21 protein-coding genes and 5 tRNA genes are annotated in these 21,266 nt (G+C 61.3%); 20 read left to right on the plus strand and 6 right to left on the minus strand.

The window, feature by feature from the left end:
* Positions 1 to 14: 14 nt before the first annotated feature.
* Positions 15 to 1,226, minus strand: coding sequence for a pyridoxal phosphate-dependent aminotransferase (locus Q7C30_RS13805; RefSeq protein WP_029612957.1), 1,212 nt, complete (start codon positions 1,224 to 1,226; stop codon positions 15 to 17).
* A 168-nt stretch (positions 1,227 to 1,394) separates the two neighbouring features.
* Between Q7C30_RS13805 and msrB the strand changes: the two genes are divergently transcribed.
* Both msrB and Q7C30_RS13815 read left to right on the plus strand, forming a co-directional pair.
* Positions 1,395 to 1,790, plus strand: a complete 396-nt coding sequence (msrB, locus tag Q7C30_RS13810) for a peptide-methionine (R)-S-oxide reductase MsrB (RefSeq protein WP_029612960.1) — start codon at positions 1,395 to 1,397, stop codon at positions 1,788 to 1,790.
* 13 nt (positions 1,791 to 1,803) lie between these two features.
* Complete coding sequence (locus Q7C30_RS13815; RefSeq protein ID WP_317871815.1) at positions 1,804 to 2,292, plus strand: glutathione peroxidase; 489 nt, start codon at positions 1,804 to 1,806, stop codon at positions 2,290 to 2,292.
* Here Q7C30_RS13815 and Q7C30_RS13820 read toward each other — a convergent pair.
* Positions 2,282 to 4,636 carry a response regulator gene (locus Q7C30_RS13820; RefSeq protein ID WP_317871816.1) on the minus strand — a complete coding sequence of 785 codons (2,355 nt, stop codon included), beginning with the start codon at positions 4,634 to 4,636 and terminating at the stop codon, positions 2,282 to 2,284. The two genes, Q7C30_RS13815 and Q7C30_RS13820, sit on opposite strands and share 11 nt — an antisense overlap.
* 102 nt (positions 4,637 to 4,738) lie before the next feature.
* On the opposite strand from Q7C30_RS13820, the gene Q7C30_RS13825 reads away from it, so the two are divergent.
* On the plus strand, positions 4,739 to 5,629 hold the full coding sequence (locus Q7C30_RS13825) for an ATP-binding protein (protein WP_295483434.1): 891 nt from the start codon (positions 4,739 to 4,741) through the stop codon (positions 5,627 to 5,629).
* Positions 5,626 to 6,108, plus strand: a complete 483-nt coding sequence (locus tag Q7C30_RS13830; protein ID WP_317871817.1) for a GAF domain-containing protein — start codon at positions 5,626 to 5,628, stop codon at positions 6,106 to 6,108. The genes Q7C30_RS13825 and Q7C30_RS13830 overlap by 4 nt, the downstream gene beginning before the upstream one ends.
* 47 nt (positions 6,109 to 6,155) lie before the next feature.
* Here Q7C30_RS13830 and Q7C30_RS13835 read toward each other — a convergent pair whose 3' ends face one another.
* Positions 6,156 to 6,923, minus strand: a complete 768-nt coding sequence (locus Q7C30_RS13835) for a hypothetical protein (RefSeq protein WP_029612970.1) — start codon at positions 6,921 to 6,923, stop codon at positions 6,156 to 6,158.
* Between the two features lie 346 nt (positions 6,924 to 7,269).
* On the opposite strand from Q7C30_RS13835, the gene Q7C30_RS13840 reads away from it, so the two are divergent.
* From Q7C30_RS13840 to Q7C30_RS13860, 5 genes are all read left to right on the plus strand, one after another.
* A tRNA-Glu gene (locus Q7C30_RS13840) sits at positions 7,270 to 7,345 on the plus strand.
* A gap of 2 nt (positions 7,346 to 7,347) precedes the next feature.
* A tRNA-Gly gene (locus Q7C30_RS13845) sits at positions 7,348 to 7,423 on the plus strand.
* Between the two features lie 92 nt (positions 7,424 to 7,515).
* A tRNA-Glu gene (locus Q7C30_RS13850) sits at positions 7,516 to 7,591 on the plus strand.
* A gap of 3 nt (positions 7,592 to 7,594) precedes the next feature.
* Positions 7,595 to 7,670: transfer RNA gene (locus Q7C30_RS13855), tRNA-Gly, on the plus strand.
* A gap of 81 nt (positions 7,671 to 7,751) precedes the next feature.
* Positions 7,752 to 7,827: transfer RNA gene (locus tag Q7C30_RS13860), tRNA-Gly, on the plus strand.
* Between the two features lie 236 nt (positions 7,828 to 8,063).
* On the opposite strand, the gene Q7C30_RS13865 is transcribed toward Q7C30_RS13860, so the two are convergent.
* Positions 8,064 to 8,474, minus strand: coding sequence for a PA2817 family protein (locus Q7C30_RS13865; RefSeq protein ID WP_304484470.1), 411 nt, complete (start codon positions 8,472 to 8,474; stop codon positions 8,064 to 8,066).
* Between the two features lie 126 nt (positions 8,475 to 8,600).
* Complete coding sequence (locus Q7C30_RS13870; protein WP_317871818.1) at positions 8,601 to 11,048, minus strand: acyl-CoA dehydrogenase; 2,448 nt, start codon at positions 11,046 to 11,048, stop codon at positions 8,601 to 8,603.
* A 183-nt stretch (positions 11,049 to 11,231) separates the two neighbouring features.
* Here Q7C30_RS13870 and Q7C30_RS13875 point away from each other — a divergent pair, with 183 nt between their 5' ends.
* The 3 genes from Q7C30_RS13875 to Q7C30_RS13885 all read left to right on the plus strand — a co-directional run bounded on the left by Q7C30_RS13875 (position 11,232) and on the right by Q7C30_RS13885 (position 13,710).
* Entirely contained in the window at positions 11,232 to 11,855 is a 624-nt protein-coding gene (locus Q7C30_RS13875) for a glutathione S-transferase (RefSeq protein ID WP_317871819.1), read from the plus strand.
* A 146-nt stretch (positions 11,856 to 12,001) separates the two neighbouring features.
* The gene (locus tag Q7C30_RS13880; protein WP_317871820.1) at positions 12,002 to 12,934 is read left to right on the plus strand and encodes an ABC transporter ATP-binding protein; all 933 of its coding nucleotides are present in this window, start codon (positions 12,002 to 12,004) and stop codon (positions 12,932 to 12,934) included.
* Positions 12,931 to 13,710: an ABC transporter permease gene (locus Q7C30_RS13885; protein WP_029612976.1), complete on the plus strand. Its 780-nt coding sequence runs from the start codon at positions 12,931 to 12,933 to the stop codon at positions 13,708 to 13,710. Before Q7C30_RS13880 ends, Q7C30_RS13885 begins: the two co-directional genes overlap by 4 nt.
* On the opposite strand, the gene Q7C30_RS13890 is transcribed toward Q7C30_RS13885, so the two are convergent.
* Complete coding sequence (locus Q7C30_RS13890) at positions 13,594 to 14,220, minus strand: DUF2062 domain-containing protein (protein WP_317871821.1); 627 nt, start codon at positions 14,218 to 14,220, stop codon at positions 13,594 to 13,596. The genes Q7C30_RS13885 and Q7C30_RS13890 overlap by 117 nt on opposite strands.
* 143 nt (positions 14,221 to 14,363) lie before the next feature.
* On the opposite strand from Q7C30_RS13890, the gene Q7C30_RS13895 reads away from it, so the two are divergent.
* The 8 genes from Q7C30_RS13895 (at position 14,364) to murB (ending at position 21,228) form a co-directional block, all read left to right on the plus strand.
* On the plus strand, positions 14,364 to 16,586 hold the full coding sequence (locus Q7C30_RS13895; protein ID WP_317871822.1) for a DNA internalization-related competence protein ComEC/Rec2: 2,223 nt from the start codon (positions 14,364 to 14,366) through the stop codon (positions 16,584 to 16,586).
* Positions 16,587 to 16,698: 112 nt separating this feature from the next.
* A complete protein-coding gene (locus Q7C30_RS13900; protein ID WP_029612977.1) occupies positions 16,699 to 17,334 on the plus strand; it encodes a MotA/TolQ/ExbB proton channel family protein in 636 nt (211 codons plus the stop codon).
* The gene (locus tag Q7C30_RS13905) at positions 17,331 to 17,765 is read left to right on the plus strand and encodes a biopolymer transporter ExbD (RefSeq protein WP_029612978.1); all 435 of its coding nucleotides are present in this window, start codon (positions 17,331 to 17,333) and stop codon (positions 17,763 to 17,765) included. The genes Q7C30_RS13900 and Q7C30_RS13905 overlap by 4 nt, the downstream gene beginning before the upstream one ends.
* A complete protein-coding gene (lpxK, locus tag Q7C30_RS13910; RefSeq protein WP_317871823.1) occupies positions 17,765 to 18,760 on the plus strand; it encodes a tetraacyldisaccharide 4'-kinase in 996 nt (331 codons plus the stop codon). The genes Q7C30_RS13905 and lpxK overlap by 1 nt, the downstream gene beginning before the upstream one ends.
* A gap of 41 nt (positions 18,761 to 18,801) precedes the next feature.
* On the plus strand, positions 18,802 to 18,987 hold the full coding sequence (locus Q7C30_RS13915; protein ID WP_029612980.1) for a Trm112 family protein: 186 nt from the start codon (positions 18,802 to 18,804) through the stop codon (positions 18,985 to 18,987).
* Positions 18,984 to 19,748 carry a 3-deoxy-manno-octulosonate cytidylyltransferase gene (gene kdsB / locus Q7C30_RS13920; protein ID WP_317871824.1) on the plus strand — a complete coding sequence of 255 codons (765 nt, stop codon included), beginning with the start codon at positions 18,984 to 18,986 and terminating at the stop codon, positions 19,746 to 19,748. Before Q7C30_RS13915 ends, kdsB begins: the two co-directional genes overlap by 4 nt.
* Positions 19,748 to 20,212 carry a low molecular weight protein-tyrosine-phosphatase gene (locus Q7C30_RS13925; protein WP_317871825.1) on the plus strand — a complete coding sequence of 155 codons (465 nt, stop codon included), beginning with the start codon at positions 19,748 to 19,750 and terminating at the stop codon, positions 20,210 to 20,212. Before kdsB ends, Q7C30_RS13925 begins: the two co-directional genes overlap by 1 nt.
* Positions 20,209 to 21,228, plus strand: coding sequence for a UDP-N-acetylmuramate dehydrogenase (murB, locus tag Q7C30_RS13930; protein ID WP_317871826.1), 1,020 nt, complete (start codon positions 20,209 to 20,211; stop codon positions 21,226 to 21,228). The genes Q7C30_RS13925 and murB overlap by 4 nt, the downstream gene beginning before the upstream one ends.
* Positions 21,229 to 21,266 lie beyond the last annotated feature (38 nt).

The raw sequence follows: 21,266 nt of genomic DNA on the forward strand, positions 1-21,266 counted from the left end.
AGGCGTCAGAAAGCTTACTGCGAATAGGTGCGCAGGAAGTTGCCGATACGGCCGATGGCCTGTTCGAGGTCATCTACCCGTGGCAGGGTGACGACGCGGAAGTGGTCCGGCCATGGCCAGTTGAACGCAGTGCCCTGCACGATCAGCAGTTTTTCCGACAGCAGCAGATCAAGTACGAACTTCTCGTCGTTATGGATCGGGCAGACCTTAGGGTCGATTTTCGGGAAGGCATACAGTGCGCCCATGGGCTTGACGCAGCTCACGCCGGGAATGTCGTTGAGCAGTTCGTAGGTACGGTTGCGCTGTTCGAGCAAGCGGCCCGGCGGCAGTACCAGGTCATTGATGCTCTGGTACCCGCCCAGGGCGGTCTGGATCGCGTGCTGGGCCGGCACGTTGGCGCACAGGCGCATGTTGGCCAGCATGTCGATGCCTTCGATGTAGCTGCGTGCGTTGTGCTTGGGTCCGGAAATGATCAGCCAACCGGAGCGGAAGCCGGCGACGCGGTACGACTTGGACAGTCCGTTGAAGGTCAGGCACAGCAGGTCGGGCGCGAGCGAAGCGGTACTGATGTGCACGGCCTCGTCATAGAGAATCTTGTCGTAGATTTCGTCGGAGAACACCACCAGGTTGTGCTGGCGAGCCAGTTCCAACATGCCCAGCAGCAATTCCTTCGAGTACACCGCACCCGTCGGGTTGTTGGGGTTGATGATTACCAGCGCCTTGGTATTGGGGGTGATCTTGGCCTTGATGTCGTCCAGGTCGGGGAACCAGTCGGCCTGCTCGTCGCACAGGTAATGCACTGGCTTGCCGCCGGCCAGGCTGACGGCCGCCGTCCACAGCGGGTAGTCAGGCGCGGGGATCAGCACTTCATCATGGTTGTTGAGCAACGCCTGCATCGACATCACGATCAGTTCCGAGACGCCGTTGCCCAGGTAGATATCCTCGATGCCGACACCGTCGATCTGCTTTTGCTGGCAATACTGCATGACCGCTTTACGGGCGCTGAACAGACCTTTGGAGTCGCTATAGCCCTGGGCCGTCGGCAGGTTGCGGATCACATCCTGGAGAATTTCGTCCGGCGCCTCGAAACCAAAAGGTGCCGGGTTGCCGATGTTCAGCTTGAGGATGCGTTGGCCTTCCTCTTCCAGGCGTTTGGCGTGCTTGAGCACCGGGCCGCGAATGTCGTAGCAGACATTGGCGAGCTTGTTCGATTTGCTGAACTGCATGATGTGATCCCGAATGGATAAGTCGCGGGGCGCGGGCGTCTAAAGATTTGAAAAGGACGCGGCGCGGGTGCCAGACTGACCGTCTGCACACAAGCCGACTAATATACGTGCCACCCGCGCCAGGGAAAAGACGGCGCAGGGTGAAATTCAGCCTGCCGAGGTCCAGCCATGCAAAAGATCGACAAAACCCTGGAAGAATGGCGCGAAATGCTCGATCCCGCGCAATATCAAGTGTGCCGCCTGAAAGGCACCGAGCGGCCCTTCACCGGTAAGTACAACAGCGAAAAGCGCGCGGGCACCTACTCGTGCATTTGCTGCGGTCTGCCGCTGTTCGATTCGCAGACCAAGTTCGACTCCGGCTGCGGCTGGCCGAGTTTCTACGCCCCGATCGAAGACAGCGCGATGATCGAGATTCGCGACACCTCCCACGGCATGATTCGCACCGAGGTGACCTGCGCTCAGTGCGATGCGCACCTGGGCCATGTGTTCCCGGACGGTCCGCCGCCGACCGGGCTGCGTTACTGCATCAACTCGGTGTGCCTGGATTTCCAACCGCGTGATTGAACGGAGAGCCCCCATGACCGATGCGCTGCTGGACATTCCCTGCCTCACCCTCGGCGGTGAGCAGAAAACCTTGGGCGACTTTGCCGGTAAAGCGCTGCTGGTGGTCAACACCGCCAGTCAGTGCGGCTTTACCCCGCAGTACAAAGGGTTGGAGAAACTGTGGCAGGCCTACGCCGGTCGCGGCCTGGTGGTGCTGGGCTTTCCTTGCAACCAGTTCGGCAAGCAGGAGCCGGGGGATGCGCACGAGATCGCGCAGTTCTGCGAGTTGAATTTCGGTGTGAGCTTCCCGTTGTTCCGCAAGATCGAGGTCAACGGACCCGGTACCCATCCGCTGTTCGCCGAGCTCAAGCGCCGTGCCCCCGGCGTACTCGGCACCCAGAAGATCAAGTGGAACTTCACCAAGTTTCTGTTAGATCCCTCTACCGGCAAGGTCACCCGCTACGCACCCACCACCAAGCCCCAGGCACTGGAGGCCGACATCGAGCGGCTGCTCAGCCGTTGAACGGTACCCAATGGTCGATGAGTGCCAGCAGTTCTTCGCGCCGGAACGGCTTGGCCAGGTAGTCGTCCATGCCCGCTGCGCGACAGCGCTCGCGCTCCTCGGGCATGGCGTTGGCGGTCAGGGCCACGATCGGCAACTGACTCCAGCGACCGTCCTGACGAATGCGTCTACTGGCTTCGTAACCGTCCATCACTGGCATGTTGCAGTCCATCAGCACCAGGTCGAAGCGGTCGTGTTCGAGCATTTGCAGCGCTTCTGCGCCGTGGGCAGCCACTTGCACTTGGCAGCCGAGTTTTCCCAGCATGCCGATGGCCACCAGCTGGTTCACCGGATTGTCTTCGACCAGCAGGATGTGCGCCCGCCGCTCGGCCAATAGCGCTGTACCTGTCGGCAGTGGGTTACCGTTTTCCCCTTGTAGCGTTCGGCGCAGCAGTTGATAGAGCGTATTGCGTGCCAGCGGGCGCGCGAGCTGATGCAAGGGCGCCAGGCGCAGGGCCTGCTCGGCGGCCAGGAAATTGCCATACGCGGTGATCAGCAGGATCGGTGCGTGTGTTCGCTTGCGCAGGTCAGGTAGTTGCTCGGCATCGTCACAGATCAACAGGTCCAGGGCGGCACCGTCGAGCTCCTCGGTGTGCTCGCAGCGCCCGTAGTCCAAGCCCCAGTTCGGTAGCAGGCGATCGAGCAGTTCGGCCAGACCGCTGGCGGCATTGGTCAGGGCCACGATCCGTCCATGCAGCGCAGGCGGGTGGACCGCCTCCAGGTGAGCGGGCAAGGGCAGGTCGGCGCTGAAACGGCTGCCGAATCCGGTCTGCGACTCAATGGTCAGGTGCCCGTGCATGGCCTTGCACAAGTTGCGGGTCAGGGTCAGACCCAGACCGGTGCCGCCGTATTGGCGGGTGATACCTGCACCGGCCTGGGTAAAGGGTTGGAAAATGCGCGCCTGGGCATCTTCGGGGATGCCGATGCCGGTGTCCGACACCTCCAGACGAATGCCGCCGACGATGCTCGAGAGGCGCACATCGACCCGCCCGAAGCGCGTGAACTTCAGCGCATTGGCCAACAGATTGCTGACGATCTGCCGCACGCGGGTTGGGTCGCCCAGCACGCTCGCCGGAAAATCCGAGGCGATCAGGCAGGTCAGCTCGACGTTGGCCGCGGCATTCTGCGACAGCAGGCTGGCGGTGTCCTCGAGCAAGGTGCCGAGGTCGAATGGAATGCGTTCCAACTCCAGTTGCCCGGCATCGAACTTGGACAGGTCGAGAATATCGTTGAGCAGTTCCACCAGCACCTTGCCCGAATCGTGGGCGATCGACAGTTGCTGGCGTTGCTCGCCGCTCAGGCCGCTGTCCATCGCCAGGGAAAGCATGCCGAGCATGCCGTTGAGCGGTGTGCGGATCTCGTGGCTCATGTTGGCCAGAAAGGCCGCGCGTGCCTGGGCCATGTCCAGGGCGCGGCGACGGGCATCCTCCAGTTCCTGATTGGACTGACTCAAGCGGCTGTTGCTGGCTTTGAGTTCGTCGGTACGGGCCGAGACGATGTCTTCCAGTTCGTTCAGGTATTGAGTCAGGCGATTTTCGGCGTTGCGCCGCTGCTGAATCTCGGTGGCCATGCTGATGAATTGTTGGTTGGCGACCTTGACCAGTACGCCGATCTCATCGTGCTCGTGGCCTTTGGGGTAGTCCAGGCGCGCCTGTCCGGGTTGGCGCGGATCGCGGCTGCTCAGCGCGCTGATGACCGTGACCAGCGGCTTGGTCAGCATGACGTAGAACAGCCCCAGCAGGATCACCGTCAGCACCAGGCTGCGGGCAAAACCATTGAGCAAGGTGATGCCGGCGCGCTCGAGGAAACGACTGCCGAAGGCGTAAGTGTCGACGTCCAGGTACAACGTGCCCAGGTAGTCCTTGGGCATGTGCGCCAGATACAGCGGGTCTTTGAATTGGCGCTGCTCGCCGAACAGAAAATCGCTTAGCGGCCGGTAGCTGTTTTCCTGGCGCAGACGGCTCACATCGGCCAGCACGGTATCGTTGTTGTCGATCAGCCGAGCACGCACGATGGCGGGCGACTGCAGCAGACCCCGAGTCAGTTCCTGGGCCAGTTCGGCATCGATGTTGTAGGCGATGCGTGATGCCGGGTCGTGGCTTATTTGCAGCAGCGCCTGCACTTCGCGGTTGATGGACGCGTCTTCGCTGGCATAATCGATGCCGATCTGGATGAGACTGAGCAATGTCCCCAGGATGAAGCCGACCAGGACTGTCAACCGGGCTTGCTTGTATGACAGGCGATTGGTGAACTTGATATCCATGCTTCCCGAGCCGGCTCTACGCCCTTTGCGCTGCGCAAGCATAGCCGATCAGCCCCGGCTGCTGGCGGGTCTGTCTGTTCATTTCAGTTGATTCCCTGGTGTGCCGTCGTCGGGCATGCCTCACTGAAAATCGTAGGAGCCATCATGGACGCCCGCTTGACCGCATTTCTGGAGCGCGCCGAATCGGTGCTGGCGCGCCTTGAGCCGCTGCTTCCGGCCCAACGGCCGACTATAGACTGGAGCGAAACGCTGGCCGCGCGTTGGCAGCGTGATGGCCGCAGCGGCTATTTGATGCCGTTGCAGGTGAGCCTGGATATGCGCCTGAGCGATCTGATCGGCGTCGATCAGCAGCGAGAGCAATTGGGTCGCAACACGCACCAGTTCATTCAGGGCATGCCTGCCAACCACGCGCTACTGTGGGGTTCGCGTGGCACCGGTAAATCGTCGCTGGTGCGGGCGTTACTGGCCGAGCACGCCGGTCAGGGGCTGCGCCTGATCGAGATCGAGCGCGATCATCTGGCCGACCTGCCGCGGGTGGTCGAACAGTTGCAGGGTTTAGACCAGCGTTTCATCCTGTTTTGTGACGACCTGTCGTTCGAAGCGGGCGAGGGTGACTACCGGGTGCTCAAGAGTGTACTGGACGGCTCCCTCGAACAGGCGCCGGACAACGTGCTGCTGTATGCCACGTCTAACCGTCGACATTTGGTGCCGGAGAAGCAGAGCGATAACGAGAACTGGAAAATGGTCGATGGGGAACTTCATCCCAACGAAGCGGTGGAGGACAAGATTGCACTGTCCGACCGCTTCGGCCTGTGGTTGTCGTTCTATCCATTCACCCAGGAACACTTCCTCGATGTGGTCGAGCACTGGATCGGTCAGCTTGCCACGACCGCCGGGCTGACATGGCAGCGCAACGAAGCGCTCGACATCCTCGCCACGCGCTGGGCGACCGGCCGGGGCAACCGTAATGGCCGTTGTGCCTATCAGTTCGCCCGCTATTGGGTCGGACTGCAATTGCTGGAGCAGAATCAATGATCGACCTCAATGCCAGTGGCAAAGGCCTGGATGGCTACGAACTTCTGGCGGCGCAAGTCCAGGCGCTGTTCGCCGACGAGCGTGATTTCATCGCCAATGCCGCGCAGTTCTCGGCGTTTATCTATCACCAAGTGGCAGACCTTAACTGGGCAGGCTTCTACATCAATCGCGACGAGCAACTGGTGCTCGGCCCGTTCCAAGGGCAGGTGGCCTGCGTGCGCATTCCTTTTGGCAAGGGTGTGTGCGGCGCTGCGGCAGCGACCCGGCAGACCCAGCGGGTCGAGGACGTGCATGCATTCCCCGGCCACATCGCGTGCGATAGCGCGTCCAATAGCGAGCTGGTGATACCGCTGGTGAAAGAGGGCAGGTTGATCGGCGTGCTGGATCTGGACAGCCCGACCTTGGCGCGCTTCAGCGAGGCAGACCAGCGCGGGCTTGAGCACTTGGCCTCGATCTTCCTCAGCTTGAGCGACTGCTGAAAGACAGAAGGGCCGCAGCGCGGCCCTTCCTCAAGTGAATTCGCGGATCAATCGTAGATCACGCGCTTTTTCCAGGTTTCGTCTTCATCGGTCTTGAGGCCTTCGGTCAAGGCGTTCTGTTCGTCCTCGGTCGGCTCCATCTGGTCGAGTACCTGGGCATTGGCCCGCGCCAGTAGCTTCTCCAGGTAGATCAACTGTTCTTCGTACTGCTTGGGCTCAGGTTGCTTACGCAGATACTGCACGCCGCGCTCGAACGCCAGTCGGGCTTGCCCGGGTTGGCCCTGCTGCAAAGCCTGTTGTCCCAGGTTATTGAAGAACTCGATGTGCAGCAGCACGAGGATGTGGCGGATTTCCTTGACCCAGTACTTGCCTTCATTGGACTGCAGGAAGTTCTCCTGGGTCGCCCGGACGATCTGGTTGTGCAGCGATTCAAGCAGAAACCGCACGTCCTTGGCCTTGACCTCGGTCTGGATCGGGCTGGGCGGATTGTTCACCGGCAGCTTGTCGCCCAAGGCGATCAAGGCTTCCAGTTCGCCGATTCGCGCCTTTATATCGCTATTTTGCTTGTCCAGCGCCAACTGCCGCTGATTGATGTTCAACTCCAGGCGCGTGAGCAGCAGCTTGAGCGCCGGGGTCATCAACTGGCCGGGAAAGGTCTCGGTGATCTCACCGCACCGGCGCAAACGATCGGTGAGCTCGATTTTCAAGCGCGTGCGTTCGAGCTTGGCGTTTTCCACGACATTGTTGAGGTAGCCGATCACGATCAGCAACGCGATACCCGCCACGATGAGCAGGGTGATCAGAAGTGGTGTCACCGTTAACGCCTCATGAAGAAGTTTTGCATCATTGAGTGTAGTGAGTCCGCGGGGGCGCGAACAGTGCAGCCTGGCGGGCAGCGCATTCAAGCGCCCATAGCGTTGTCGGCACGGGCGCATAAAACTACAGTGCTGGCACTTTGCAGCGAGCTTGCCGGGCCGCCGCCAGAAAAGCAACGTCAATCCCCGGGCACCTGTGCGGGCACACCAGGGAATTACGGAAGTCATTGATTTAAATAAATTTCCACAAAGGGGTTGACGGCTTCCGAGTGCATCCCTAGAATGCGCGCCACTTGCAGCGTAAAGCTCTTCGCCAAGCGCCGCAGGCAGTGAAAAGATCTAGCGTGTCCCCTTCGTCTAGTGGCCTAGGACACCGCCCTTTCACGGCGGTAACAGGGGTTCGAGTCCCCTAGGGGACGCCATTGCGGGAATAGCTCAGTTGGTAGAGCACGACCTTGCCAAGGTCGGGGTCGCGAGTTCGAGTCTCGTTTCCCGCTCCAGTTTCACGACGCTGCCGTCTGGCAGGGTTGGAAAAGAAATCCAGGGTCAGCCGCGAGGCTTTACACCTGGTGCGCTGAAAAGCGTTGGGTATGTCCCCTTCGTCTAGTGGCCTAGGACACCGCCCTTTCACGGCGGTAACAGGGGTTCGAGTCCCCTAGGGGACGCCATTTGCGGGAATAGCTCAGTTGGTAGAGCACGACCTTGCCAAGGTCGGGGTCGCGAGTTCGAGTCTCGTTTCCCGCTCCAGTTAATTCTGTGGCGTTCATGACGGTACAGCGGTGTTGAAGGGCTCAGGTCACTTCAAGCCTCAAGTGGTTGGTTTACATTGCGGGAATAGCTCAGTTGGTAGAGCACGACCTTGCCAAGGTCGGGGTCGCGAGTTCGAGTCTCGTTTCCCGCTCCATATCTTGATCTTCAACGTTTTCAAATGTTGTTGAATCACAAAAAAGACGCTTCGGCGTCTTTTTTCGTTCCTGCGTTTTCCGCAGCCAGATGTTCTCGACTGGCCCTTATCGTTGGTCACCCCATCAACGAGCCTTCAACACGCCTTGGAACAAGCCAACGGTGATGCTCTGATTCAAGAAAAGCGCCACGTCATTGCAGTGGCGCTTAGCAACTCAAGCAGCGGGTGACTCAGGCCTAGTGGCGCTCGCCCTGATCCGGGGCGCTTAGCAGTTGTTTCTCCAAATGCCAGTCAAACGGCTCGCCCTGCTGTTCGGCCTCATAACGCCGCTCTTCCAGGGTCTGATAAAGATCCAGTTCGTCATCCGGCATGTAGTGAAGGCAGTCGCCACCGAAGAACCAGAGCAGATCACGCGGCACCAAGTGTGCGATCTGCGGGTAGCGGGTGATGACTTGGCAGATGATGTCCTGGCCCAGGTACTGGCTTTCCAGTGGATCCTGCGGCAGTAGGCTCAACAGTTCGTCGAAGCGTTCCAGGAACAGCAGATGGCTTTCTTCCGGTACCTGCTCGGCTTCGCCCAGGGCCACCAGGATGGTGCGCAGATGTCGAAGCAGTTGCAGGTGATACTCCAGGTGGGAATTGGCCATGGGGCTGTCCTCGGGTATTGAAACGGGGGGCGGAGTATACGCAGGTTTTATTCGCGGGGGCAGGGTGGGCGATTGACGTCGACCACCGACCGCCAGGGCGGTCGGCAATCGAGTCAGAGATTCACTTCAGCGAATCTTGCCTTCTGTGGGTAAGAGCTGCTCTTTGTCGAACGCATCCACATCGATCACGACACGGCGTGCAGCCTCCGACGCTCGCAGCCGCTCGGCCTCGGCGGTCTGCAGCACACCTGATTGCACTGCCGCATCGATCAAGGACTGGCCGGGCGCAGGGTGCAACTTGCCTTCCTTGAGCGCTTGGTGAACAGCCTTTTGCAGCGGCTCGGTGTCGTCCAGTAGATCGCAAGCCTGTTGCAGCGCTGCTACCGGATCGCCATCCGCCTGAGGACGGAAGCACCCTGCGAGCAGTTCTTCCAGAGCGGGGTCACCTTTGTGCCGACCGATCAGTGCAGCCACTTCAGCGTCCAGTTCATCGCTGGGGCCGGTATGCCGCCGACCGAAGGGGAACACCAGTACCCGCAGGGCGCCGCCGACGAAGCGATTGGGGAAGTTGTCGAGCAATCGATCCAGGGCCGTTTCTGCCTGTCCCAGGCTCTCTTCCAGCGCCCAGCGCAGCAAAGGCTGCATGTAGTCGGGCGCGCCGAGATCATGGTAGCGCTTGAGTGCGGCGGACGAGAGATACAGGTAACTCAGCACGTCGCCCAGTCGTGCACTGAGGCGCTCGCGACGCTTCAAGGCGCCGCCCAGGAGCATCATCGACAGGTCTGCCAGCAGCGCGAAGGCTGCTGCCTGCCGGTTCAGTGCACGGAAGTAGCCCTGGCTGAGTGCATCGCCCGGCACCTTGTCGAAGTGTCCAAGACCTAACCCCAATACAAAAGTACTCGCCGCATTGCGGGTGGCGAAGATGATGTGCTTCATCAGCAAATCATCGAACTCTTTCAGTGCCTGATCGCGGTCCTCACGGCCTGCCAGGGCCATCTCCTTGAGGACGAACGGATGGCAACGGATCGCCCCTTGGCCGAAGATCATCAGGTTGCGCGAGAGGATGTTCGCCCCCTCGACCGTGATGAAAATCGGCGCGCCTTGCCAATTGCGGCCCAGGTAGTTGTTGGGGCCCATGATGATGCCTTTGCCGCCATGCACGTCCATGGCGTGCTGGATGCACGCTCGACCGCGCTCGGTGAGGTGATACTTGAGAATCGCCGACAGGACAGAGGGTTTTTCACCGAGGTCTACCGCCTTGGCGGTGAGCAGGCGCGCACTGTCCATCAGCCAGGCATTGCCGCCAATCTGCGCGAGCGATTCCTGGATACCCTCGAATGCGGCCAGCGGCACATTGAACTGCTCGCGAATGCGCGCGTATTGTCCGGTCACCAGGCTGGTGTATTTCGCGGCGCCGGTGCCGACGGCGGGCAGCGAGATGGAGCGACCCACGGACAGGCAGTTCATCAGCATCATCCAGCCCTTGCCGAGCATGTTCTGGCCACCGATGAGGAAGTCCAGTGGTACGAACACGTCCGTTCCGCTGTTTGGACCGTTCATGAAAGCTGCGCCCAGGGGCAGGTGGCGCTGGCCGATCTGTACACCGGGGGTGTCAGTGGGGATCAGCGCCAGGCTGATGCCCAGTGATTCTTCCTCGCCGAGCAGATGGTCGGGGTCGTAAGCCTTGAACGCCAGGCCCAGGAGCGTGGCGACTGGGCCGAGGGTGATGTAGCGTTTCTCCCAATTCAAGCGCAAACCGATGACTTCTTCGCCGTTCCATTGGCCCTTGCAGACGATACCGGTGTCGGGCATCGCGCCGGCATCCGACCCGGCCAGCGGTCCCGTGAGGGCGAAACAAGGGATCTCATCGCCCCGCGCCAGGCGCGGCAGATAATGGTTGCGTTGCTCATCGGTGCCGTAATGCAGGAGCAATTCGGCGGGGCCGAGCGAGTTGGGTACCATCACCGTTGAGGCCAGGTCGCCGCTGCGGGTAGCCAGTTTCATCGCCACCTGCGAGTGAGCGTAGGCCGAAAAGCCTTTGCCGCCGTATTCCTTGGGAATGATCAGGGCGAAGAAGCCGTGCGTTTTGATGTGTTCCCAGGCAGCCGGTGGAAGATCCAGGTCCTGGCCGATCTGCCAGTCGCTGACCAGTGCACAAAGTTCCTCGGTCGGCCCGTCAATGAAGGCCTGTTCCTCGGCGGTGAGTTGGGGAGCAGGGTAGTCGAGGAGGGTATTCCAGTCGGGCTGGCCGCTGAACAGCTGGCCGTCCCACCAGACGGTGCCGGCGTCGATCGCTTCGCGTTCAGTCTGCGACATGGGCGGCAACGTGCGCTGGAACCAGTTGAACACCGGGGCGGTGAACAACCGGCGCCGCCACTCGGGCAGCACCAGCAAGGCAACCTTGGCTGCCAGCACCAGCCAGATCAGCGTCAACAACCACCCTGGGGCATCGGCGAAGACGCCCATCAGCAGCACATAGACCGCGATGGCACCGATGATGTGCAGCGGCGCCAAACGCCGATGGGTGAGATACGCGGCGCCGATCACCAGCACCACCAACCACAACAGCAACATAGACCTTCCTCCTTGGAAGCTAGGGCTCGAGGTATCCCCGCAAGCATAGACGCGCTGCGCAGGATGACTCGCTCTGAACAGTGACAGGGTATGGCTACAGGAGTTTCAGAAGAGCCCGCTACCAGTACAGAGGTCAGGCACAAGGAGTAGACTGGTCGGCTCTGCCTTCCTGAGGACGTGGTGATGATCAAGATCTGGGGTCGCAAGAATTCCAGCAACGTGCGCAAGGTATTGTGGATCGCGCACGAACTGGGCCTGTCGTTCGATTCGATCGACGCTGGCGGCGCGTTTGGCATGGTCGACGAACCCTATTATCGCCAGCGTAACCCTAACGGCCTGGTGCCAATGCTCGAAGACGATGAACTGATACTTTGGGAGTCCAACGCCATCGTGCGTTATCTCTGTGCTGAATATGGCAGCAAGCAGGGTTGGTACTTGGATCAGCCGCGTCAACGCGCTCAGGCAGACAAATGGATGGATTGGACCACTTCATCCCTCGCTGCGCCATTCAGACCTCTGTTCTGGGGGTTGCTACGCACCCCCGAAGAGCAACGCGACTGGGTCGCCATCAACGCGGCGCACAAGCACTGCGTACAGTTGCTGTCCATTGCTGACCAGGCTCTGGCGACGCAACCCTATTTGACCGGTGAACACATCGGTATGGGCGATGTTCCCTTGGGCAGTTTCGCCTACGCCTGGTTCGAGTTGCCCATCGAACGTCCAGAGATGCCTCACCTTGAGGCCTGGTACGAACGGTTGAAAGTGCGGCCGTCTTACCAGACAGCTGTTATGACGGCCTTGACCTGATCGAACACTCCAAGTGCTTCGATAGTCACTATCGATACGCATGACTGTACTTGTGCGGTCAGGCCTTGCACCATGGTCGCACCCTCTACTGCGCTGGCCCTCCAAGTCGGCGTGTTCCGAACCCTTCTTTCGGTACGTGATCTGCTATGAGTTCTGCTCTGTCCATCCGACAGTTGACCAAGACCTACGGCAACGGCTTCCAGGCCCTCAAGGGCATCGATCTGGAAGTTGCCGAAGGCGACTTCTTCGCCTTGCTCGGCCCCAACGGTGCCGGAAAATCCACTACGATCGGCATTCTCTCGACGTTGGTTAACAAGACCAGCGGCACAGTGAATGTCTTCGGCCACGATCTGGACCGCCAGCCAGCCGCGCTCAAGCGCAGCATCGGTGTTGTGCCTCAGGAGTTCAACTTCAACCAGTTCGAGAAGACCTTCGACATTGTCGTGACCCAGGCCGGTTACTACGGCATCCCGCCGAGGCTGGCCAAGGAGCGGGCCGAGCAGTACCTCACTCAGTTGGGGCTATGGGACAAGCGTGATGTGCAGTCGCGTTCGCTGTCCGGCGGCATGAAGCGCCGGCTGATGATCGCCCGTGCATTGATCCACGAGCCGCGCCTGTTGATCCTCGACGAGCCCACTGCGGGTGTGGATATCGAGTTGCGCCGCTCGATGTGGAGCTTCCTCACCGAACTGAACCAGAAAGGCATCACCATCATCCTCACCACGCATTATCTGGAGGAGGCTGAGCAGTTGTGCCGCAACATCGGCATCATCGACCACGGCACCATCGTCGAGAACACCAGCATGCGCCAGTTGCTGGGCAAGCTGCACGTCGAAACCTTCGTGCTCGACCTGCGTCAGGATCTGATCGCCGCTCCGGTCCTGCAAGGTTACCCGTGCCGGCTGATCACGCCACACACGCTGGAAGTGCAGGTGGACAAGGACATTGGTATCACTGCGCTTTTCGGTCAGTTGGCGTTGCAGCGCATCGAAGTGCAAAGCTTGCGTAACAAGACCAATCGTCTCGAGGAGTTGTTCGTGTCCCTGGTTGAAAAAAACCTCTCGAAGGTGGCGGTATGAGTATCGAATTGCGGACCAATTGGGTCGCCCTCAACACCATCGTCTACCGTGAAGTACGTCGTTTCCTGCGCATCTGGCCGCAAACACTGCTGCCGCCAGCCATCACCATGGTCTTGTACTTCGTCATCTTCGGAAACCTGATCGGCCGGCAGATCGGCGACATGGGCGGCTTTACCTACATGGAGTACATCGTGCCAGGGCTGATCATGATGTCGGTGATCACCAACTCTTATGGCAACGTGGTGTCGAGCTTCTTCGGCAGTAAGTTTCAACGCTCCATCGAAGAGCTGATGGTCTCGCCGGTGTCGCCGCATACCATCCTGGTGGGCTATGTGCTGGGTGGCGTGTTGCGTGGTCTGGCAGTGGGCGTGATCGTGACGATCCTGTCGATGTTCTTCACCCATCTGCAGGTTCACCATCTGGGCGTGACGGTCGTGGTGGTGCTGTTCACCGCGACGATCTTTTCGCTGCTGGGCTTCGTCAACGCGGTTTTTGCACGGAATTTCGATGACATTTCGATCATCCCGACCTTTGTGCTGACACCGCTGACCTACCTGGGCGGGGTGTTCTATTCGATCAACCTGTTGCCGCCGTTCTGGCAGACCGTGTCGCTGGCCAACCCGGTGTTGCACATGGTCAACTCGTTCCGCTACGGCATTCTAGGGGTGTCGGATATCAGCATTGGCACCGCGATCACCTTCATGGTGGTGGCCACTGCACTGCTCTACGCACTGTGCATCCGACTCCTGGTCAGTGGGCGTGGCATGCGGGCGTGAGCTTCTGAGCTTGCGCCGACGCCACTGGCGACCGACCCACCAGCGCCAGTAGACCAGTGTGCTGAAGTAGGCGGCGATGCCCAGAAGTACGCCGCATACCACCGACCCCAGCAGGAAGGGCTGCCATACGGTGGAGAGCTGGTCGGTGATCCACTGAAAGGTCAGCTCGTCTGGCAGCGTGCGCGGTGGCACTTGCATCAGCCAGGCCCCGGTCATGTAAGTGACGAAGAACACCGGTGGCATGGTCAGCGGGTTGGTCAGCCACACCAAGCTCACGGCAATGGGCAGGTTGCCCCGTACGGGAATGGCCAAGGCTGCAGCCAGCAGCATTTGCATGGGAATGGGGATCAGCGCCGCGAACAGTCCGACACCCATGGCACGAGCCACCGAATGGCGGTTCAGGTGCCAGAGGTTGGGGTCATGGAGTAATCGGCCGAAGAAGCGTAAGGATTTGTGTTCCCTGATGCTGGTCGGATCCGGCATGTAGCGTTTGAATAATCGGCGCGGCATGTAGGCCCCCGGGGCTGGAGTAGGGCGAGTATGCCGCGATTTCACCGCAATCTCGTTCAGAGTTTGTGACAATTATTGAGTGAGCTCTGAGGGCATTGGCGCCTAGGCTGCTGGGGCGTTGATGCTTGCGGAGCTCTATTTCTATGCGCACAGGGATGTTTGCGCTGGTGCTCGGGTTGTTGAGCCTGGGTTTGTGGCCTGCCTTGCCATCGGTCGGGTGGCTTTTCCTTCTGTCGTTGTTGGCGCTGTTGTGCCTGCGCAGCCGCGCCTGGCCGCTGGGCTGGCTGTTGCTGGGCGTGTGTTGGGCCTGCTGGTCGGCGCAGCAGGCCCTGGACGATCGACTGGCCAGCGGTCTGGATGGCCGCACCTTGTGGTTGGAGGGCAGGGTGGTGGGGCTTGCGGCACACTCCGGCGGCAGTGTGCGCTTCGACCTTGAGAATGCGCAGTCGCGGCGTGGTGCGCTGCCTCGGCACGTCCAGTTGAGTTGGTTCGGCGGCCCGACGATCAGGGCGGGTGAACGCTGGCGACTGGCGGTGACACTCAGGCAGCCGAGCGGTCTGCTCAACCCCCATGGTGCGGATCGCGAAGCGATGTTTCTGGCTCGTCGCATCGGTGCCACCGGAACAGTCAAGGCCGGCGAGAGGCTGGAGCCGGTCCGAGGCGGCTGGCGGGATCGCTTGCGTCAGCGGCTGCTGGCAGTGGATGCGCACGGACGTGAATCGGTGCTGGCGGCTTTGCTGCTGGGGGATGGCTCGGGCCTGACGCGCACGGACTGGCAAACCTTGCAGGCCACTGGCACCGTGCATTTGCTGGTTATTTCCGGACAACACATCGGTCTGCTGGCAGGGCTGATCTACGGCGTCATTGCCGGCTTGGCTCGTCTAGGCGTGTGGCCTGGGCGCTGGCCGTGGCTACCTTGGGCGTGTGGTCTGGCGATGGCTTCGGCGTTGGGCTACGGGGCGCTGGCTGGATTCCAAGTGCCCGTGCAGCGTGCCTGCCTGATGTTGGCTACGGTGCTGCTCTGGCGCCTGCGCTTTCGCCACTTGGGCGCCTTCTTTCCGCTATTGCTGGCGCTGACCGGTGTGCTGCTGCTCGAGCCGCTGGCAAGCCTGCTGCCAGGCTTCTGGTTGTCCTTCACTGCCGTGGCCACCTTGATCTACTGTTTCAGTGGGCGTCTGGGCCGCTGGCGTCCTTGGCAAGCCTGGAGTCGCGCGCAATGGGTGATCGCGATCGGTTTGCTGCCTGCATTGCTGGCGCTGGGCCTGCCGATCAGCCTCAGCGCCCCGTTGGTCAATCTGCTGGCCGTGCCCTGGATCAGCCTGGCTGTTTTACCTCTGGCGTTGCTCGGCACGGCCTTGTTACCGCTGACGGGCGTCGGCGAAAGTTTGTTATGGGCGGCCGGCGGGTTGATCGACATCATGTTCCGCACGCTCGGCCTGTTGGCCGAATGGCAACCGGCGTGGCTGCCTCGTCCCTTGCCGCTGTGGCGTTGGAGCCTGGTGTGTGCCGGTGCGCTGCTGCTGCTGTCACCGCGCGGCGCGGCGCTCAAAGGTCTGGGGGCGGTGATGCTCTTGGCGCTATGGACGCCCCGTGATCATATCCCGCATGGACAGGCAGAGATCTGGCAGTTGGACGTCGGCCAAGGCCTGGCGGTACTGCTGCGTACGCGGCATCACAGCCTGCTCTACGACGCCGGGCCAGCCACCCGTTTCAGCGATCTCGGGGAAAGCGTGGTACTGCCAACGTTGCGCAAGCTCGGTGTCGATCAGCTCAATGTGATGTTGATCAGTCATGCCCATGCCGACCACGCGGGCGGTGCTGCGGCGGTGTATCGAGGACTGCCGATCGCGCGCGTGCTGGCAGGCGAGCCGCTGGCGCTGCCAGCCTCGCTGCAGGCGCAAGCGTGCGCCAGCGGCGAGCGCTGGGAATGGGACGGCGTGCATTTCTCACTGTGGCACTGGCCGCAGGGCAAGAGCAGCAACGACCGCTCCTGTGTATTGATGGTCGAGGCTCAGGGCGAGCGCTTACTGCTCGCTGGCGATATGGAGACGGCCGCCGAGCGCGTCTGGCTGAAAGAAAACGTATCGCCACGCATCGACTGGCTGCAGTCACCGCATCACGGCAGCCGCAGTTCCTCCACCGAGCCGTTCATGCGCGCAACGGCGCCACGTGGCGTATTGATTTCCCGAGGGCGACACAACATGTTCGGTCACCCTCATCCCCAAGTGATCGAACGCTATCGACGGCATGGTCTGACCGTGCATGATACGGCTCTGCATGGCGCGTTGCGCCTGTCGCTGGGTGCCCATGGCGACGTCGAGGGGCTTGGTCTGCAAAGGCGTTTCTGGCGCGGGCCACCGTCCTGAACCTGCCTAACGGCACTGGCTCAATCAACCTGAGGAAGCCCTGACCTCCGGCAGATGAGCGTCTGGCGCGCCTATGGTAGAGTGGCGACCATTTTCAGGGGGAATGCTTACTGTGTGGGAACTGGTCAAGTCTGGCGGCTGGATGATGCTGCCGATCATTCTGAGCTCCGTCGCTGCCATGGCGATCGTGGTCGAGCGCCTGTGGACCCTGCGTGCCAGCCGCGTCGCGCCCTCCCATTTGCTGGGGCAGGTATGGATGTGGATCAAGGACAAGCAGTTGACCAGCGACAAGCTCAAGGCGCTGCGTGCCGATTCTCCACTGGGCGAGATTCTCGCGGCAGGTCTGGCCAACTCCCGCCATGGCCGAGAGATCATGAAGGAATGCATCGAAGAGGCCGCTTCCCGAGTCATCCATGAGCTCGAGCGCTATATCAGCACGCTCGGCACCATCGCCGCCATGGCGCCTCTGCTCGGTCTGCTTGGCACAGTGCTGGGCATGATCGACATCTTCAGCGCCTTCATGGGCTCGCAGATGACCGCCAATGCCGCCGTGCTCGCCGGGGGGATTTCCAAAGCCTTGGTGACCACCGCAGCCGGTCTGATGGTGGGCATCCCTGCGGTGTTCTTCCATCGTTTTCTGTTGCGCCGCATCGATGAGCTGGTCGTTGGGATGGAGCAGGAAGCGATCAAACTGGTCGAAGTGCTGCAAGGCGACCGCGAGGTCGAGGTGGCCGGAGGCGATGCGTGAAGTTTCGGCGTAATCGACAGCGCGAAAACGTCGACATCAACCTGGCGTCGCTGATCGATGTGGTGTTCGTCCTGCTGCTGTTCTTCGTAGTCACCACTACCTTCACCCGCGAGACGCAATTGCGCGTGGAACTGCCCGAAGCGGCCAGCGGCGCGCCGGCGGTTGCCGATGACGCCAAACTGGTTGAGGTGACCATCAGCGCCGATGGGGTGTATTCAGTGAACAACCATCTGCTGCCCAAGAGCGATCTGGGCACTTTGACCGAGGCGCTCGAGCGCGAATCCGGCGGGGACAACACCCTGCCACTGGCCATCAGCGCGGATGGCAAGACCCCGCACCAGGCCGTGATCACGGCGATGGACGCTGCCGGCAAGCTCGGCTTCAGCCATCTGCGCATGACCACCGTCGAGGCGGCCCAGGGGACACCCTGATGAGCATCGCCGATCGTTTGCTTGCCGCCTGGTACGAAGGGCATCCGGCGTTGGCGCTGCTGCGCCCGCTCGAAGCGCTGTACCGGTGTGTCGTCACCCGCAAGCGTGTGCGCTTTCTGCAAGGGCAAAGCCCCAGCTACCGTGCACCGGTGCCAGTGATCGTGGTCGGTAACATCACCGTCGGCGGTACCGGCAAGACGCCTATGATCCTGTGGCTGATCGAGCATTGTCGGCGCCAGGGGCTCAAGGTCGGTGTGGTCAGTCGAGGCTATGGCGCCACGCCGCCCAGCTTGCCGTGGCGGGTCACGCCCGATCAACACGCCTCGCAGGCCGGAGACGAACCGCTGCTGATCGTGCAGCGCACAGGCGTGCCGCTGATGATCGACCCGGACCGTTCGCGCGCTGTGCAGGCGCTGCTGGCCTGCGAGCCATTGGACGTGGTGCTCTGCGATGATGGCATGCAGCACTACCGGCTGGCGCGTGACCTGGAACTGGTGCTGATCGATGCAGCACGCGGCTTGGGCAATGGTCGTTGCCTGCCGGCCGGCCCCTTGCGTGAGCCTGTTGAGCGTCTGGCGCAGGTCGATGCGGTGCTGCACAACGGTGCTTCGTCCGATCCCGAAGGTGGTTTCGCCTTCGCCTTGCGCCCCAGTGCCCTGGTCAATCTGCGCACCGGTGAGCGGCGCGCGCTCGATTACTTTCCTCCCGGGCAAGCTGTCCACGCCGTGGCCGGTATCGGTAATCCCCAACGTTTCTTCAATACGCTGCTGGGACTAGACTGGCAGCCCGTACCTCATCCGTTTGCCGATCATGCTCAGTTCAGCGCGCAGAACCTCAGGTTCACGCCCGCGTTGCCGTTGGTCATGACAGAAAAGGATGCGGTGAAATGTCGAGATTTCGCAAGTGACGACTGGTGGTATCTGGCTGTCGATGCCGAACCTTCTTGCGCGTTCGTCGCTTGGTTCGATCGGCAACTCGACCGCCTGTTGCCTTGACCCCTTTCATTCTTTCGGCCTCCGGCCTCTAGGACACCCTCATGGACACCAAACTGCTAGATATCCTGGCCTGCCCGATCACCAAGAGTCCGCTCAAGCTCAGTGCCGACAAGACCGAACTGATCAGCAAGGCTGCTGGCCTGGCCTATCCGATCCGCGAGGGCATCCCGGTAATGTTGGAAAGTGAAGCGCGCACCTTGACTGACGATGAGCGTCTGGACAAATGAGTGTGACGTTCACGGTCGTTATTCCCGCGCGACTGCACTCCACCCGACTGCCTGGCAAGCCACTGCTGCCGATTGCCGGTAAACCGATGGTGCAGCATGTCTGGGAGCAGGCCTGCAAGAGCAGCGCCAGCCGTGTGGTGATTGCGACCGACGACGCTAGTATCGTCCAGGCGTGCCAGGCGTTTGGCGCTGAAGTGCTGCTGACCCGCGCCGACCATGAGTCCGGTACCGACCGACTGGCCGAGGTCGCCGCCCATTTGGGATTGCCCGCAGAAGCCATTGTGGTCAATGTGCAGGGTGACGAGCCGTTGATTCCGCCTTCGATCATCGACCAGGTGGCGGTCAATCTGGCAGCTCATCCGGAAGCGGGCATCGCAACCCTCGCCGAGCCGATCGACGAACCGCAGACCGTGTTCAACCCCAACGCTGTCAAGGTGGTCAGCGACAAGCACGGGCTGGCCCTGACGTTCAGCCGGGCACCACTGCCTTGGGCGCGCGAAGCGTTCGCCCGTGATCGTGAGCAATTGCCCCATGACGTGCCCTATCGCCGACACATCGGCATGTATGCCTATCGGGTGAGCTTCCTTCAGGATTTCGTTGGCTGGGGGCCTTGCTGGCTCGAGCAGACTGAATCGCTGGAGCAACTGCGTGCGCTTTGGCATGGCGTGCGTATCCACGTGGCCGATGCGCTGGAGGCCCCGGCCGTCGGTGTCGATACCGCCGAAGACCTTGAGCGCGTGCGGCGCTTGCTGGAGGCATGATGCGTATCCTGTTCGTCTGCCTGGGCAATATCTGCCGGTCGCCGACCGCTGAGGGCGTGCTGCGCCAGCAGTTGCAGGCTGCCGGGCTTGCCGACCGCGTGCAAGTGGCCTCGGCCGGCACCGGCGACTGGCACGTGGGTAACCCCCCCGACAGCCGCACCTGCGCAGCTGCCCGGGCACGCGGCTATGATCTCAGTGCGCAGCGCGCTCAGCAGGTCAAGGCGTCCCATTTCAGCGAGTACGACCTGATCCTGGCCATGGACGAGAGCAACCTGCGCGACTTGCAGGCCCTGCGTCCGAGCGGTACGAGGGGTGAGCTCGATCTCTTTCTGCGCCGCTACGGCGCTGCGCTGGATGAAGTGCCGGACCCCTATTACTGCGGCGCCGAGGGTTTCGAGCAGGTCCTCGACTTGATCGAGGCCGCGTGCCGTGAACTGGTGGTGGATATCAAGGGGCGGATATGACGATGCAGTGGCAGGAGCATGCGTCGCTCAAGCCGTTCAATACCTTTGGCATCGACGTCAAGGCGCGGTGGCTGGCACAGGTCCACAACGACGCGCAGGTGCGTTCGGCCTTGGAGAGTGCTAGCCAGCGACAGATCCCGGTGCTGGTCATCGGCGGTGGCAGCAACATGCTGTTCACTCGCGACGTCGACGCCTTGGTACTGCACATGGCCAGCCGTGGTCGACGGATCTGTAGCGACGATGGCGAACGGGTCGTCGTCGAGGCCGAGGCCGGTGAGCCTTGGCATCCATTCGTCCAGTGGAGCTTGGCCCAAGGGCTATGCGGTCTGGAAAACCTGAGCCTGATTCCGGGTACGGTTGGCGCTGCTCCCATGCAGAACGTCGGCGCCTATGGCGTGGAGATCAAGGATGTGTTTGCCGGTTTGACGGCCTTGGATCGACAGACTGGCGAGTTGTGTGAGTTCACGCTCGAACACTGTGCGTTCGGCTATCGGGACAGCGTGTTCAAGCGTAACCCAGGCCGATGGTTGATTCTGCGTGTTCGTTTTCTGCTCAGTCGCACGTTGAGCGCGCACCTGGATTACGGGCCGGTGCGCCAGCGGCTACAGGAGCAGGGCATCGAAGCGGTGACGGCGCAGGCTATCAGCGATGCGATCAGCAGCATTCGCCGTGAGAAGCTGCCGGACCCTGCTGTGTTGGGCAATGCCGGCAGCTTTTTCAAGAATCCTGTCGTTTCAGTTGCCTTGGCTGAGCAGATTCGCACGCATTATCCGAACCTTGTGGCTTATCCACAGGCTGACGGTGGGGTGAAACTGGCGGCGGGCTGGTTGATTGAGCAAGCGGGATGGAAAGGCCATCGCGAAGGTGACGCAGGCGTGCACCGTTTGCAATCGCTGGTGCTGGTCAATCACGGTCTGGCCTCGGGCGCTCAGATGCAGGATCTGGCCCAGCGAATCCAGGCTGATATCCTCGAGCGCTTCGGTGTGGCGCTGGAAATGGAACCCACCGTCTACTAAGCCACGGCTACCTCTCGTGCTGGAACGTTGAATAAGAA

Source organism: Pseudomonas sp. RAC1 (assembly GCF_030658255.1).
In the GTDB taxonomy this organism is placed as follows: domain Bacteria; phylum Pseudomonadota; class Gammaproteobacteria; order Pseudomonadales; family Pseudomonadaceae; genus Aquipseudomonas; species Aquipseudomonas boreofloridensis.